The organism is Nocardia sp. NPDC056564, from assembly GCF_042793755.1.
In the GTDB taxonomy this organism is placed as follows: Bacteria; Actinomycetota; Actinomycetes; order Mycobacteriales; family Mycobacteriaceae; genus Nocardia.
Genome location: NZ_JBHTUR010000001.1, coordinates 309616 through 324762 on the forward strand (window position 1 = coordinate 309616; position 15147 = coordinate 324762).

The 15147-nt window shown below is 68.0% G+C and carries 15 protein-coding genes; 10 read left to right on the forward strand and 5 right to left on the reverse strand.

The features are described from left to right. The first annotated feature begins 3 nt into the window (after positions 1 to 3). The 4 genes from ACFQ9K_RS01535 to ACFQ9K_RS01550 are packed head-to-tail and all read left to right on the forward strand — an operon-like array spanning position 4 to position 4941. Positions 4 to 921, forward strand: coding sequence for an SDR family NAD(P)-dependent oxidoreductase (locus ACFQ9K_RS01535; protein WP_378725184.1), 918 nt, complete (start codon positions 4 to 6; stop codon positions 919 to 921). After that, positions 918 to 2516, forward strand: a complete 1599-nt coding sequence (locus tag ACFQ9K_RS01540; protein ID WP_378725182.1) for a flavin-containing monooxygenase — start codon at positions 918 to 920, stop codon at positions 2514 to 2516. Before ACFQ9K_RS01535 ends, ACFQ9K_RS01540 begins: the two co-directional genes overlap by 4 nt. Next, positions 2513 to 3316, forward strand: coding sequence for a GntR family transcriptional regulator (locus tag ACFQ9K_RS01545; RefSeq protein WP_378725180.1), 804 nt, complete (start codon positions 2513 to 2515; stop codon positions 3314 to 3316). Before ACFQ9K_RS01540 ends, ACFQ9K_RS01545 begins: the two co-directional genes overlap by 4 nt. A 29-nt stretch (positions 3317 to 3345) precedes the next feature. Continuing rightward, the gene (locus ACFQ9K_RS01550) at positions 3346 to 4941 is read left to right on the forward strand and encodes a carboxylesterase/lipase family protein (RefSeq protein ID WP_378725178.1); all 1596 of its coding nucleotides are present in this window, start codon (positions 3346 to 3348) and stop codon (positions 4939 to 4941) included. A gap of 63 nt (positions 4942 to 5004) precedes the next feature. On the opposite strand, the gene ACFQ9K_RS01555 is transcribed toward ACFQ9K_RS01550, so the two are convergent. Beyond that, entirely contained in the window at positions 5005 to 5472 is a 468-nt protein-coding gene (locus tag ACFQ9K_RS01555) for a DUF4352 domain-containing protein (RefSeq protein ID WP_378725176.1), read from the reverse strand. Between the two features lie 24 nt (positions 5473 to 5496). Continuing rightward, positions 5497 to 6126, reverse strand: a complete 630-nt coding sequence (locus ACFQ9K_RS01560) for a TetR/AcrR family transcriptional regulator (RefSeq protein WP_378725174.1) — start codon at positions 6124 to 6126, stop codon at positions 5497 to 5499. Between the two features lie 125 nt (positions 6127 to 6251). On the opposite strand from ACFQ9K_RS01560, the gene ACFQ9K_RS01565 reads away from it, so the two are divergent. From ACFQ9K_RS01565 to ACFQ9K_RS01575, 3 genes are all read left to right on the forward strand, one after another. Then, the gene (locus ACFQ9K_RS01565) at positions 6252 to 7712 is read left to right on the forward strand and encodes a cytochrome P450 (protein WP_378725172.1); all 1461 of its coding nucleotides are present in this window, start codon (positions 6252 to 6254) and stop codon (positions 7710 to 7712) included. Further along, entirely contained in the window at positions 7709 to 8485 is a 777-nt protein-coding gene (locus tag ACFQ9K_RS01570; protein ID WP_378725170.1) for an SDR family NAD(P)-dependent oxidoreductase, read from the forward strand. The genes ACFQ9K_RS01565 and ACFQ9K_RS01570 overlap by 4 nt, the downstream gene beginning before the upstream one ends. A 203-nt stretch (positions 8486 to 8688) precedes the next feature. Beyond that, complete coding sequence (locus ACFQ9K_RS01575) at positions 8689 to 9498, forward strand: SigB/SigF/SigG family RNA polymerase sigma factor (protein ID WP_378725168.1); 810 nt, start codon at positions 8689 to 8691, stop codon at positions 9496 to 9498. 5 nt (positions 9499 to 9503) lie between these two features. Here the strand turns inward: ACFQ9K_RS01575 and ACFQ9K_RS01580 are convergent, their stop codons facing one another. Then, positions 9504 to 9797: a transglycosylase SLT domain-containing protein gene (locus ACFQ9K_RS01580; protein ID WP_378725166.1), complete on the reverse strand. Its 294-nt coding sequence runs from the start codon at positions 9795 to 9797 to the stop codon at positions 9504 to 9506. Between the two features lie 649 nt (positions 9798 to 10446). On the opposite strand from ACFQ9K_RS01580, the gene ACFQ9K_RS01585 reads away from it, so the two are divergent. Beyond that, positions 10447 to 11352, forward strand: coding sequence for a G1 family glutamic endopeptidase (locus ACFQ9K_RS01585; RefSeq protein ID WP_378982660.1), 906 nt, complete (start codon positions 10447 to 10449; stop codon positions 11350 to 11352). 4 nt (positions 11353 to 11356) lie between these two features. On the opposite strand, the gene ACFQ9K_RS01590 is transcribed toward ACFQ9K_RS01585, so the two are convergent. Beyond that, positions 11357 to 12571: a hypothetical protein gene (locus tag ACFQ9K_RS01590; RefSeq protein WP_378726273.1), complete on the reverse strand. Its 1215-nt coding sequence runs from the start codon at positions 12569 to 12571 to the stop codon at positions 11357 to 11359. 339 nt (positions 12572 to 12910) lie between these two features. On the opposite strand from ACFQ9K_RS01590, the gene ACFQ9K_RS01595 reads away from it, so the two are divergent. Together ACFQ9K_RS01595 and ACFQ9K_RS01600 are read left to right on the forward strand one after the other, a co-directional pair. After that, positions 12911 to 13090 (forward strand): RNA polymerase sigma factor region1.1 domain-containing protein, encoded by a 180-nt coding sequence (locus ACFQ9K_RS01595; RefSeq protein WP_150403419.1) that lies wholly within the window; start codon positions 12911 to 12913, stop codon positions 13088 to 13090. Positions 13091 to 13254: 164 nt separating this feature from the next. Continuing rightward, positions 13255 to 14514 (forward strand): hypothetical protein, encoded by a 1260-nt coding sequence (locus ACFQ9K_RS01600; protein ID WP_378726275.1) that lies wholly within the window; start codon positions 13255 to 13257, stop codon positions 14512 to 14514. 19 nt (positions 14515 to 14533) lie between these two features. Here ACFQ9K_RS01600 and ACFQ9K_RS01605 read toward each other — a convergent pair whose 3' ends face one another. Then, positions 14534 to 15007 carry an NUDIX domain-containing protein gene (locus ACFQ9K_RS01605; RefSeq protein WP_378726277.1) on the reverse strand — a complete coding sequence of 158 codons (474 nt, stop codon included), beginning with the start codon at positions 15005 to 15007 and terminating at the stop codon, positions 14534 to 14536. Between the last annotated feature and the right edge of the window lie 140 nt (positions 15008 to 15147).

Here is a 15147-nt window from a genome sequence, read left to right on the forward strand (position 1 = left end):
AACATGAAACCCTTCCATCCCGGCATCGCGGTGGTCACCGGAGCGGGCAGCGGCATCGGGCGCGGAACCGCCAAGGCGCTCGCGGCCGTCGGCGCGGAAGTCCTGGTCGCCGATATCGATCTCGACACCGCGCAGGACGCGGTCGAGGAGATCCGCGGGCTCGGCGGTCTGGCCGCGGCATATCGGCTCGACGTCGCCGACACCGCCGCGTTGGAGGAATTCGGCAGGCGGGTCCGCGCCGATTACGGCGTGCCCGACGTGGTGGTCAACAACGCGGGCATCCTGGTCGGCGGGCCGTTCCTCGACGTGCCGCCTGCGGACCTGCGCCGCATCATCGATATCAACCTGATGGCAATGATCCACGGCTGCCGCGTCTTCGGCGCGCAGATGGTGGAGCGCGGCCGCGGCGGACATCTGGTCAACGTCGCGTCCATGGCGGCGTTCGCCGCGGCCCCGTACACGGCGCCCTACAGCATCGGCAAGTACGCGGTGAAGCACTTCAGCGAATGCCTGCGGGCCGAGCTGGCGACGCACCGGATCGGGGTCACCGCGATCTGTCCCGGTCTGATCGCCACCAATCTCTCGGCCACCGCGCGGCTTTCGGCCGTGCTGGACGAGCAGCGGTCCTCGACCACGCGCACGACGATGCTCAAAGGCCAAGCGCTGCTCGGCATGCACCCGGACAAGGCGGGCCGACTCATCGTGCGCGCCATTCGCCGCAATGTCGCGGTCGAGCCCATTCGGCTCGAGGCCAGGATCTCCTACCCGCTCGCCCGCTGGTTCCCCGGCCCGGTGCGGGCGGTGATGACCGCGGTGGCCAAGCCCGATATCCACACCGCCATAGACGAATACGGATTGCTCGAGCGCATCGATCGCCTCGCCGAGCGGATCCCGTTCCGTACCGAATCCACCCAGCGATGAGAGAGACGACGACCGTGAACCTTTCGACTCCGCTGCCGGACGAGATCAGCACCCCCGATCATCAGGTCGCGGTAATCGGCGCCGGCCCGGGCGGACTCGCGGCCGGTGTGAAACTGAAGCAGGCGGGCGTGCGCGACTTCGTCCTCATCGAGCGGGCCGACGAGGTCGGCGGCAGCTGGCAGGAGAACACCTATCCCGGTCTGGGCGTGGACATTCCGGCCATCGCCTACCAGTACTCGTTCGCCCGCAATTCCGAGTGGAGCCGGGTGTTCCCCTACGGTGCGGAGGTGCAGCAGTACCACATGGACGTGGCCCGCAAGTTCGGGCTCTACCCGCACCTGCGGTTCCGCACGAACGTGCTGAGCGAGGAGTGGGACGACACCGGCAACTACTGGAAGCTGCACACCGCCGACGGCACGATCATCACCACGCGGTTTCTGATCAGCGCGGTCGGCGCGTTCGTCCGGCCGAGGGAGGATCCGGGCATCGCGGGCTGGAAGTCGTTCAAGGGCAAGATCCAGCGCCCGTCCGACTGGGACCACGACTACGACCACACCGGCAAGAAGGTCGGCATCATCGGCACGGGCGCCAGTGCGGTGCAGATCATTCCGTCCATCGCGCCCGAGGTCGCCGAACTCGGTGTCTTCCAGCGCACTCCGGTGTGGTCGCTGCCGAAGCCCGACTTCGCCATGCCGCCGCTGGGCAAGCGCCTGCTGGGCGTGCCCGGATTGCAGGCGGTCGTGCACGGTGGTGTGCTGGTGGTCGCCGACCTGGTGTTGCGGGGCGCCGTCGCCGCGCCGATGCGGGTGGTGCGCCCGACCGTGACCGCCTTCGACCGGTGGACCATCGCCGCCTATCGCCGCTACCTGAACCGGATCGTCGACGACCCGGCCACCCGGGAGCAGCTCGCACCGAACTTCGGTGTCGTGGCCAAGCGCCCGACCATGTCCAACGGATACCTCGCGGCGTTCAACCGAGACAACGTCACCCTGACCACCGAACCGATCGAGAAGATCACCGCACGCGGCATCGAGACCCGCGACGGCGTCGAGCACAGGTTCGACATGATCGTGCTCGCGACGGGGTACGAGGTGTTCTCCGATCCGGAGACCTACCGCCCGGGAACCATCGTGGGGCGCAACGGATTCGACCTCGGCAAGTTCTACACCGAGCACGGGATGCAGGCCTACCAGAGCGTTTCGGTGCCGGGCCTGCCGAACCGGTGGACCCTGGTCGGCCCGTACTCGTGGACCGGCAGCGGCTGGCACGCCTTCGTCGAGATGACCGCCGACCACGCCGTGCGAGCGATCAAGGAGGGCCTGCGCCGCAACGCGGTCGTGGTGGAGGTGCGTCAGGAGGCGCACGACGCCTACCACGCGCGGACCCTTCGGCGGGCCGAGGCGGTGCGGTTCTACTTCAACGAGCTCAACGCGCACGTGCCCACCTACTACCGGAATTCCCAGGGCGACAGCACCTATCTGCGTCCCTCGGGCTTCTTCGAGGCCAGGCGCGGCAACCGAAAGTTCCCGCTCGACGACTACCGCTACGAGAAGGCGCCGGTCTCCGCCGACCGTCGGCTCGTGTCGGGAGCGTGAGCGATCCGACGATGACCGCCACGCGGGCGGCAACGCCGACGGTCGTCGACGACATCACCGAGCAGCTCGCCTATCGCGTCGCGGCGGGCAGCTACCAGCCCGGTGAACTGCTGCCGTCGGTGCGCCAGGTGGCCGCCGAATTCGGCGTCAGCACGCCGACCGCCAACAGCGCCCTCGGCCGGCTCGCCGCGCTCGGTTTCGTCGAGGCGCGGCGCGGACTCGGCTATCTGGTGCGCGACATCCAGCTCTACGGCGGCATCGACACCTGGCGTTTCCTGTTCCGCTTCGCCCATCGGGTGCCGGACCGCGCCGCCAAGATCTTCGCCGACATCATCGACGTCGACCACATGCTGGTCATGCAGGCCCTGCACGCGGTCGCCGCCGAACCCCGCCGCTACGACATGTCGCGCGCCGTGCACGCCCTCGGCCGGCTCGAATTGCTGGTCGGCGACGACAGATCCGAGCTGGCCGACATCATGGCCGCCGAACTGCACCTGCTGCGCTGTGTCTTCGCCGCGCTCGGCAAGCCGGGCCACCTGAGCCTGTTCAACACGGTCGGCGAGATGCTGATTTCCATTCCCGAAGCAGGCCAAGCCTTTTACGATCCAGTGGAACCCGCCGGTCATGTCGTCCTCTGCCGTCGGCTCCTGGAACTATGGGAGTCGAAAACCGAGATCGAACTGCCCGAATCCGACACGATCGAGACCCTGATCCGCGAATACCACGACCAAGTCGTGCAGACGTTCAGCGAACTCATCGGCGCGAAGCCCGCCGACCAGGGGGCGCCGGACGGGCGCTGACCGCCTGCACCAGACAGAGAGGCTCCGCGATGAAGTCCGACAAGTCCTGGTGGCGTGCACGCGGATCGCGGGTCGGGGTGCTGTTCGTCGCGGTGGTAGCGGCGTTCGGCGTGGTGACGGCCTGCGGCGACGACGGCGGGACGACGTCGAACGACCCGGTGGTGGTGCGGACGCAGGCGGGGCCGGTGCGGGGGAAGCTGGCGGGAAATACGCGCTCGTTCTCCGGGATTCCGTACGCGGCCGCGCCGACGGGGGAGTTGCGGTGGAAACCGCCGGTGGCGCCCACGCCCTGGGCGCAGGAGCGGGACGCGACCAAGCCGGGGGAGCAGTGCCTGCAATCGGGGGCGCCCGGCGGGCTGGCCGGTAGCGAGGACTGCCTGTTCTTGAACGTGTGGACACCGAAGGGCACCGCCCCGCAGCGGCGCCCGGTGATGGTGTGGATCCATGGCGGTTCGTTCGCCGCGGGTGCCGGAAACACGTACAACCCTTCGCGATTGGTGCAGGCCGGCGATCTGCTGGTGGTGACGATCAACTATCGGCTGGGCGCCCTGGGGTTCCTCGGGCATCCCGCGGTCGCGCGCGCGGACGGGCAGGTCGGCAATTTCGGCCTGCTGGATCAGCAGGCCGCGCTGCGCTGGGTGCACGACAATATCGCCGCGTTCGGCGGCGATCCGGCCAAGGTGACTATCGCCGGTGAGTCCGCGGGCGCGATGTCGGTGTGCGATCACCTGGTGTCGCCCGGGTCGGAAAGACTGTTCCAGGGCGCGATTCTGGAGAGCGGGCCGTGCGAATTGCAGGTCGATCGGCAGACCGCGGTCGCGCGGAGCGAGGAGTACGCGGCGGCGCTCGGCTGCCCGGGCACCGACGCCGCGGCCGCGCAGTGCCTGCGCGCGCTGCCCGCCGCGCGGCTCACCGAGAAGATGTTGCAGTACACCGGTGAGGCCGGCGTCGGCCTGCCCGGACCGATCTTCGGCCAACCCCTGCTGCCGGAGGATCCGATCGCCGCCTTCCGCGGCGGCAAGGCCGCGAAAGTGCCGGTGCTGATCGGCGCGAATCGCGACGAGTTCACCAATTTCATGGTCATGCAGCCGATTACCGCTGAGCAGTATCCCGAGCGGCTCTCGATGTTCGGACCGCACGCCGATGCCGTGGCGGCGCAATACCCGCTGGCGGCCTACCCGCAGCCGTCGCTGGCCTTGGCGGCGGTGATGACCGACCACATCTTCGTCTGCCCGGCGGCGGGCATGGCGAAATCGCTGGTCCGCACCGCTCCGGTCTACTCCTACGAATTCGCCGACGAGAACGCCGCACCGCTGGACATTCTCGGGCTGCCGAAGCCGCTCCCGTTCCCGCTCGGCGCCGCGCACGCCTTCGAACTGCCCTACCTGTTCGACCTCGACCAGACCCCGCCGCCCGCGTCTCCGGCGCAAAAGGACCTGTCCGACCGGATGATTCGCTATTGGGCCGCGTTCGTCCGCACCGGTGACCCGAACTCGCGCGGCCTGCCCGACTGGCCCCGCCACACCGGCGACCAAGCACTGGTCCTCGAACCGGACCGGAGCACCACCACCGACCTCGCCCGGGCCCACCACTGCGATCTCTGGTCCGGCATCGCCGCCCCCTGACGCGAACGGGACCCGGCGGTGCGTCTTGCTCGTTGTTCTGCCCGGTCGTGTCCCGTTCGATGGCTAGGGGAGCGGGATGGTGGTGGTGCAGGTGGTGTCGCGGAGCAGTTTCGGCGCGGTGTCCACCGGAATGTCGTACCAGAGGTCCATTTCCACCCGGTTCCCGGCGCCGAGGTTGAGTTCGTTCGGCTGGCGCTTGATCTCCATCGCGTCGACGCTGGTCTGATGCGGGCGATCGGCGGCGTCGTCGAGCTGATAGTCGGTGGGGCGGGTGGTGTGAAAGGTGTTGTCGGTGTTGGTGATTGCCACTCGGATGCGGACGTACTGCCCCTTGGGCAGCCACTCGGCGTGGGTACCGAAGATGTAGCCGATGCCGGGTTCGAGATTCAGCGCGGTCACCGTCAGCTTGGCGCAGTCCAGCGGCGTGCGGACGTAGGCGGCGGTGGTCGTCGCGGGCGGCGGCGGGGCGGCGGCCGGTTCGGCGCCGCAGGCGGCAAGGGATAACAGCAGGAGCGGGAGTAGCCGGCGCACTGATCCAGCGTAGAGCGCGCGGCGTCAGGGCGCGGCCAGATAGCGTTCACCGAAAGTGGTTGCTATCCGGACGGTTTGGTCGACGATCTCCTGACCGTCGCAGTCGATGGCGCCGGCCTGCCACGCGCTGATCAGCTCGACGAACCCGCCCACGCCCACGATGGCGTCCATGCGCAGCCCGACCTGATCGGCATCCGGCCGCAGAAACGGTTGTGCCGCAGCGACAACCAGCCCCGCGGTCAGTTGCAGGGCCGCGCTGCGGCACTGCTCGAGCGCCGTGCTCCCGCCGTGGTGCATCAGCAGGATGCGCGCGTACTGAGGATCTTCGGTCATGCGCCTGACCACCACCTCGGCGGCGATGCGCGCGATCTCCCCCGGTGTCCGGTCGATGTTCTCGGCGAACGCGACGGTGAGCCGGGACAGCATGTCGTCGCGCACGTTCTCCCAGGCCGCGACCAGCAGCCCGTCGCGGTCGCCGAACTCCGCGTAGAAGTAGCGGTCGTTGAGCGAGGCGCTCGCGCAGACGGCCCGCATCGTCACCCCGGTCCAGCCCTGCTCGCGCCAGAGGTCGATGGCCGCGCTGACCATGCGCTCGCGCCGTTCGGCGCGGCGTTGCTCGGCGGTGCGCCCGCCCCAGGTACCTGCTCGTGCCACATTTCCATATTGACAACCGCGGCGGCCGACCACAAACTGGTGGCACGCGCGGACAGTGGTGTCATGCGACACCAAATGGGTTTCAGCCTCGGTTCGCTCGTCGTCTGCTTCGAACAGGAGACTCGATGGCAACCACCACGTACGACCCCGAATCCGCACGCACCGGCCCGCGGCCGAAACCCGCCGGGCACACCAGCACGCTGGTCGCCACCATCGAAGCGCTGACCATCGGCCTGGACTACGAAGGCGGGATGGTCGGCCGGACGAAGGGGCACGACATCCTTCGATTCCGGGCCGGGACAAGGCGTTTCGTCGCGTTCACCAATCCCGAGTATGTCGATCACGTGCTGCACGCCGGCCGGCTCAAGTATCACAAGTCGTTCGAGTACGAGCTGCTGCGCGCGCTGCTCGGCGTCAGCCTGTTCACCGACGAAGACGAATCCTGGCAGCGGCATCGCACGATGCTCACCCCGATGTTCGCCAAGCGGCACCTGCACGGACTGATCGATCTGATGATCGAGCCGATCGAGGCCACCGTCGCCGGAATCGACGCCAAGGCCGGGCGGGTCGAGGTGGACATGGTCGGCGAGATGGTCGAACTCACGCTGAACGTCGTCGGCAACGCCCTGTTCGGCCAGCAGTTCGGGCGCATCGCGGCGGGCATGTCGCACCTGGTCACCGACGGTCTGCGCTTCGCCGAGCGGCTCGAGCGCCTGTTCATCGTGGCCGCGCCGCCGAAGCGGGTCTGGCGGGCCGTCGCCGCGGTGGCGCTGACGCCGATTCCGCTGCCGCCACCGTTCCGGCGGATTCAGCGGGTCGCGCGGATCCTGGACCAGGAGGTGTGGGACCTGGTCAACGAGCGGCGGGCGCATCCGACGGACAGCCCGGATCTGCTCAACCATCTGCTGAACGCCGCCGACGACGGGGGTCGGCTGCCGGTGCGGCGGGTGCGCAACGAGGCCCTGACCTTCATGCTCGCCGGACACGAGACGACGGCGAACGCGCTGTCGTGGATGTGGTATCTGCTCGCGTTGAATCCGGACGCCAGAACGCGTTTGCTCGCCGAAGTGGACACCGTGCTGGCGGGTAGGCGGCCGACGGCGGCGGATCTGCCCCGATTGCCGTGGACCGCAGCGTGTTTCCAGGAGGCGATGCGCTATTTCTCACCGGCGTGGGCGATTCCGCGGGTGGCGATCGAGGACGACGTGATCGACGGCCACCGCATTCGCAAAGGCACCACCGTCATCATCCCGACCCACCACATCCATCACGACGAGCGCTGGTGGCCCAACCCCGAGGAATTCGATCCTTCCCGCTTCCTGCCCGGCGCGGGGCGTGACCGCTCGCGCTCGGCGTATCTGCCGTTCGGCGGCGGCAAGCGCATCTGCATCGGTTCGAGTTTCGCGGTGATGGAGTCGGTGCTGATCACGGCGATCCTGAGCCAGCGGTTCGTCTTCGATCTGGTGCCCGGCCATCCCGTGGCGCCGGAGGCGACGCTGACCCTGCGGCCGCGCGACGGACTGCGAATGATCGCCAGGCGCAGGGAGATACCGGTCGCGGAACCTTCCGCACAGGCGCCGTCATGAGCCGGCGGATCGACCCGCGCGGGGCGGTCGTCGTGATCACCGGCGCCGGCCGGGGGATCGGTGCGGCGACCGCGCGCCGATACGCCTCGCTCGGCGCCCGCGTCGTCGCGGTCGACATCGACGAGTCCGCCGCGCAGGACACGGCGACCGCCTGCCGGGGCGCGGCCCACCGTTGCGATGTGGCCGATCCCGCGGCGGTCGCCGAACTCGCCGACCGAATCGGCCCGGTGGACATCCTGGTCAACAATGCCGGGGTCGGCGTGGGCGGTCCGTTCCTCGAGACCACCCTCGACGACTGGGCCTGGCTGCGCTCGATCAATCTCGACGGAGTCGTCAACTGCTGCCACATCTTCGGCGCCGGCATGGTCGCGCGCAGGCACGGGCACGTGGTCAATATCGCTTCCGGCGCAGGCTATTTGCCGAACCGGCGGATGGCGACCTACTGCGCGTCCAAGTCGGCGGTGATCATGCTGTCGCGCTGCCTGCGCGCCGATTGGGCAGCGCAGCGGGTCGGCGTGAGCGTGGTCTGCCCCGGCGTGATCAACACCGGCATCCACACCCGAAGTCGGTTGCGCGGCAGCGCGATCGCCGAGCAGGACTGGATCGACAAGGCGTTCGGCTACAGCCACGATCCGGACGTCGTCGCCAGGTCGGTGGTCGCCGCCGTCGCGCACAATCGCGGACTGGTGTCCTCGGGTTTCGAGGTGCGGCTCGCCTATCAGTTGATGCGGGCGCTGCCCGATCCGGTCGTGGATCTGGTCGCCCGCGTATGACGGCCTATACGGCGTTCGGTCGGTGTGACCAGCGTAGATAGATGCCGTAGACCTACACTGTTGACACGGGGCGTTGGGCGGCGTGTACTCAAAGAACGGCCGATTCGAGCGCTGGTCCCGGCCGCGACGGCCGAACTCGTTCGACACCGGGTTGTGCGGGTCCGGCGACCACCGTCGAGTTCAGCTGGATCCGAGGCAGCACCGTGACCGAGACGTCGACCCTCACCCGCGCGCGAGCGCCCCGCACCTATCGCGGTACCGAGAACTACGCCGCCCTGGAACCGTTGTTCGCCGAGCTCGCGGCGCTGGCCGAGGACGATCCGCGCCGGACGGCGCTGCGCTTGGACCTGATCACCCGGGCCCTGCCGCTGGCCGAGCACATCGCGCGCAGGTACGCCGGCCGCGGCGAGAACTTCGACGACCTGTTGCAGACCGCCAGGGTCGGCCTGGTGGCCGCGGTCGGCCGTTATGACCCCGCCTATGGCGCGTCGTTCGTCGCGTTCGCGGTGCCGACCATCATGGGCGAGGTCCGCCGCCACTTCCGCGACTACGCCTGGGCGGTGCGAGTGCCACGGCGGCTCAAGGACATTCAGCTCAGCGTCGGGGGCGCGATCGACGTGCTGTTCCAGCGGCTCGGCCGGATGCCGCGGGCGAGCGAGATCGCCGCCGAACTCGGTGTCGATCTCGCCGACGTCACCGAGGCGATGATCGCGCACAACAGCTATCGGACCTCCTCGATCGACGCGGCGGCCGAAGGCGCGGGCGCCGGTGCCGCGCTGCTGGACGCGCTCAACGTCGAGGTCCCGGACTACCAGGCGATCGAGAATGCCCTGGCGGTAGAGCAATTGATCGCCGGGTTGCCCGAACGCGAGCGCCAGGTGGTGTTCATGCGGTTCTTCGAGGGCAGGCGGCAGACCCAGATCGCCGAGCGTCTCGGCATCTCCCAGATGCAGGTCTCGCGGATTCTGTCCAAGGCCCTGAACTCGTTGCGCGAGCAGGTGTTACACGATTGACCGGGTCAGTACCAGTGGTGCGCCTGCCAGAAGTCCCAGGCGCCGATCGGGCTGCCGTAGCGCTTGTTCATGTAGTCGTAGGTCCAGCGGATCTGCGTGACCGGATTGAACGGCCAATCGGCGCCGTGCGTGGCCATCTTTTCCGGCGGCAGCGCTTGGCCGAGACCGTAGGCGCCGCTTTCCGGATTCACCGCGAAGACATTCCAACCGCTCTCGCGGGTGATGATGTTGTCGAACGCCCAGAAATGGTGCGGCGGCACCAGCGTCATCGCGAGCGCCTTGACCGCGGCGCGCGGCATCGTTAGCACGGAACCGGCGGGCTGGGTTTTCCAGCCGCTGGACGGCGTCGCGCAAATCGGCGGCGCGTCGGGGGCCGCGCAATCGGTGGCGACGGCGTGCGCCGGAGCCGCGAAACAGAACAAGGCACAGGCGGCTGCCGCTAGGGTAGGAATGAAGTACCGCATCGTCGATTCGGTCCTTTCGTATCCATGGGTGAATCTCGAAGCCGGTAGTGCTAATTCAGCAAATCACTAGTAATGACCATTGGTGCGCAGCCGCTCCGGAGTGTCCGCCAAAATGAATACGTTGCCGCACGCGGGTACAACCGGTGGATCCGCGCGGGGCGGACAAGCGCTCATGCGCAATTGTCATGCGTGCGGTGGAATTGGCGGGCCGGCAATCCGGCGCGGTCACGAAAGCGCGTACGTCCGGCGTGTCGCGGTGGGGACGGGCGGACGGGACACGGCGACACGCCGGGTCGGATGATCTCGGAGTGGTGCAGGTCAGCCCCGCCCGGCTTCCGTTGAAACCAGCCATCACCTGCGAAAACACTGCCGCGCGGCACTGCACGACAGTGATGCTTTTCAGCTATTGTCCCTGTTCATGATGACTACCCCGGGTCGGACGCGAATTCGAAGCCGTCTCGCCGCGTCGGTGGTGGGGGCGATCGTGGCAGTGCTGGTTTCACCGTCTTCGGCAATCGCCGGCGAAACGCCGGCGCCGAAGGCGCCGTCGAACGCGAAAACGGAGGCGCAGGGCGAGAAATCGGAGACGCCGCCGCGCATTCGCGGCACGAACTGGGCGGGCTACGTGGTCACCGGCAATTTCAAGAGTATTTCCGCGGAATGGGTCGAGCCGGAGGTCGCCTGCTCCGATACCGGCGTAATTCAGCGGGTCGTGCCGTGGGTCGGCCTGAACGGGACTCTGGTCAACGGCAAGCAGGCCTTGCCGTTGATGCAGACCGGCTCCGAGGCGATCTGCGTGAGCGCGGCGGGCGCGCTGGCCTCGCTGCCCGGCCTGGCGATCGTGAATCTGGCCAGCGCGACGGTGGCCAACAATCCCGCGTGGTTCCGCAATGCGATCCGGGCCGCCGAGGGCGTGAACAAGGACATGGGCCAGGCCGCCTCCGGCGCGTGCGCGGCCGTCGGCACCGGGTCGGCGCCGGGTGCGGCGATGTGTGCGCAGCAGACCTATCGGATGGCGTTGTGGGAGGCTTATCCGGCGAATCCGGTGATCTATCCGGACGTGACCTCGGCGCCCGGCGACAAGATGCAGGCCTCGGTCACCTTCGACGGGCACGCCTACACGATGACGGTGGCGAACGTGACGCAGAATTGGACGCGGACCACTGTCGCGCAATCCGACGCACCGGCGCAGACCGCGGAGGTCATCGTCGAGGGTCAGCTCAACAGCGCCCTGCCGGGATTCAGCCCGGTCGTATTCACCAATGTGCTGGTCGACGGCAAACCGCTGTCGGCGTTCAAGCCAGTGAGCTATTCGATCGGCGCGACGAACGGCGAACTGCACCCCGGGCCGATTGCCCAGGGCGGCACCAGCTTCACCATCGCCAAGTAGGTCGCTACTTCGCCGCGGGTGCGGGCGGCGGGGGTGGGCCGGTCAGCGGGCCGGACGCGTAGTACGCGCGGCACACGCCGTTGCGGTCGAGATCGGTCGCGGCCTCGATGACCGACGTGCCGTCCGGCGCGGGCAGCAGCGCGGAACTATAGTTCTTGCAGGGCGCGTCGGTGACGCCGTCGATGACGATCGGCGCGGCCATCTCGTACCAACTACCCTCGCCGAGCGCGTCGTTGGCCAGGATGGTCCGCCCGGTACTCGGCGTCACCGTGCCTTCCACGCTCGACACCATCTGACCGGACAGCAGGATGGTGCCGTTCGGCCCCGGGCCGGGACTCCAGGCCGGATAGGGCGCGTGCTGGGTGTAGCCGCCGTCGGCGCCGGTGCGCACCATCGTGCCGAGGAAGCGCGGATCGCCGTAATTCCAGCCGTCCGTCGATCTCCGGAAATAGGTCAGGCACTGGTGCACCTTGTCGGTATTGCAGATCTCGTAGCTCAGGAAGTACGAACCGTCCGGCAGCCGAATGGCATTGGCCATGCCCGGCCGGACGTATCGCACGTCGCTGACCACGGTGTCGGTCTGGTTCACCCAGTGCACGCCGTCGGGGGAGCGCACCTGCACCAATTTCTGGCTGTGGTCGCGGCTGTCGGTCTCGTCGGAATAGAAGGCGACGAGTTGCCCGTCCGCCGACATCGACAGGCTCGGTTCCCACGCGCTGGGTAGGAGCGGTCCCCAGTCGGTGAAGCTGAACAGGCTGTTCGACGTCGCGATGCTGGACACGAATTCCCAGTGCGCGCCCTGATCCCGGCTGGCCCATAGTCGTTGTTCGACATGCCGCAGTACGACATCGAGCACATCGGAGAACACCGTGTCGGCCCAGAGCAGCGTGCCTGCGGGCATGGTGCCGACCGCGGTCGGCAATTCGAACAGCGCCGAGCAGCACAGCTGATTGCTCCGCTTCGACAGCGAATCGATAATCGTGCCGCGCGGCTGAAAGGTCTTGCCGCCGTCGACGCTTGCCACGATCGCGCCGGTCTGGTTCAGGGTATTGACGCTCGCCACGATGGTCCCGTTGGCCGCGCCATTGTGTGCCAGGCGGATCATCCGCGGATAGAAACTGCTCTCCGGATACAGCAGTTGACGGGCCGGCGCCGGTATCGGCGGTTCCGCACCGGCCGTCGGCCAGCTCGCGCCGATTCCGATAACGATCAGCAACACGCCAACTCGTCGCAACTGATACTCCCTCGAGTCGAAAAACTCTGGCTCTCAGAATTCACACTGGAAACGCGATGTCCTCGGTGCAGGGCGAGCGGAGATCAGGGGAATCGTACCGAATCGCCGACCGGCGGCCGGCGACCTGAATGGACAATTCGTGCCGTGTCCGCCGCGTGAACCAGCAGGTTGCCGGAACGGCCCGGATCGATCGGCGGCGATGGCACGCAATCGCCGAAACCCTAAGATTCCGCCGATATTTCAGCGATCAGCCGCGCGGCGCTGCTAGCGTTGGCGTCCCTGGGCCGACCGCAGTACGGCTACCTGAGACCTGGAGATCCCCGTATGCCCCATGCTGGAATCAAGGAACTGATCACCCTCGGCCACGAGCAGAAGTACATCACCCACGCCGAGATCAACGAATACGTTCCGGAGGCCGTCGGAGATCGCGATCAGTTCGTCGGCATCATTCAGATGCTGGATGCCAGGGGCATCCCGGTCTACGAGACCGATCCGGTGGACTGACGTCCAGCCTCCCTCTTTCTCTTTCCCGTAAACCCGAAGTGCACGCACGGCCGATCCGACGACCGCGCGGGTCCGAATACGGAATGGCGGTGATGTGAGCCGGACCGGTTTTCGGTGAGACGGAGGGATGAACTGTGGTGGTTCGAGCGCGCGGTGCACGTTCGATGCTGGGAGTCGCGGCGTTGCTGGCGGGGATGGTGCTGGCGGCCGGTCCGGCGCGGGCGGACGGATTGCCCGCGGGATGCACGGGCGCGGTGACGCCGGGCAACGACACCATCACCTGCACCGACAATCTCGGCGACAAGTCGGTCATCGATACGGGGGACGGCGACGACACGATCGTGATCGAAGGCGACGTGCTCGAGGGCGCGGTCGTGCGGGGCGGCGCGGGACGGGACAAGATCTCGGCGCGCAACGTCGGCCGGTTCATCTGTCCGGCGGAGGGAATCGGCGCCAACGACGTCAACGGTGGCGTCCTCGACGGCGGGCCGGGCGATGACGAGATCACCGTCGGTGGGCAGGACCGTCCGGCCGCCTGCGACGCGGCCATCCCGAAAGGGCCCGGCGGCAACGTCGGGCGACACGGCGCGGTCGTCGGCGGGCCGGGCAACGACGTGATCAAGGTCGGCAGCCTCGGCTACCTCTTCCAGGCCGACCCGGCCAAACCGGAAACCATCGCGGGCGCGCACGGCGGCCGGGTATCCGGCGACGAGGGCGACGACAGCATCACCATCGACACGGTCAGCCAGGGCGAGCGCCCGCCGAGCGCCACCGCGCCGGACGCGCCCGACGCCGTGTTCGGCGGCGGCGGCAAGGACACGATCGCGATCCATCGGACCGTCGGCGCGGCCGACATCTACGGCGATGCCTTCGCCCCGATCCCCGACGCGGGCGGCGACACCATCACGGTGGACGAGATGACCGGCGGCTGGGTGCACGGCGGACCCGGCGACGACACCATCACCGGCGGCAAGCTCGGCGGCTCGGGCGCCGCGCTGTGGGGCGACGACGGCAACGACACCATCAAGGCTGCCGACATGTACCTCGGTGCCAGTGTTTTCGGCGGTGACGGCAACGACGTGCTGTCGGCGGTCTCGCTCAACAAGGACGGAAACTCCCGCGCCGCCACCGTGATCGGCGGCAACGGCGACGACAGGATCGACGTCGGCACCGTCGGCACCGCCGATTCCGTGGTGCTCGGCGACGGCAGCGACTTCGCCAGCGGCGCCGACCCCAACGCCGGCTCCGGCAAGGACACCATCACCGCGATCGCCAACAACGGCAGCATCTTCGGCGGCAACGACGACGACGTGATCACCATCGACGTCAACAACAATCTGGTCGACGGCAGCGCGGGGAAGAACACCTGCACCATCAAGGGACAGGGATCGCGCGGGTCGGTCACGGCGTGCGAGCAGCCGTAACCGCCGGTCCCGCAGGCACTCAGGGCGCGGGCTCGAACCAGGTCGGCTCATCGGACCGCGCGCGCTCGAGTCGCAGCAGATCGTGCGCGGGCAGGGCCGGCAGCGCGGACAGCTCGAACCAGGCCACCTCCAGCGATTCGTCATCGTTCACCTGGGCCGAACCGCCCACCGCCCGGCAGCGCAGGGTGATGTCCATGAACTGGCAGATGTCACCGTTCGGGTAGGTGTGCGCCGGCATCGCCCGGACCAGCACGATGCGCTCGGCGACACAGCGAACGGCGGTCTCCTCGAACACCTCTCGCACCGCGCATGCCGCAGGCTGCTCCCCGGGCTCCGGCATCCCGGCGGTGATCGCCCACTTGCCGCTGTCCGCGCGCCGGCCGAGGAGCAGCCTGCCCGCGTCGTCGAAGACCACGGCGCTCACGCCCGGCAGCCACAGCAGCTGCCTGCCCGCGTCGGCCCGGATGGTTCGGATGAAATCGGGGGTTGCCATGGCCGACAGTATTCCGTCTACCAGGACTTACGGCAGAGATCGCCTAGAGATTTGCATGTGATTGCACAGAAATTCGTTCAGTGATTATTTCGTTATAGGTCGCGTGTCGCACTTGCTGTTCGGTGGAATGTGTCGGAGCA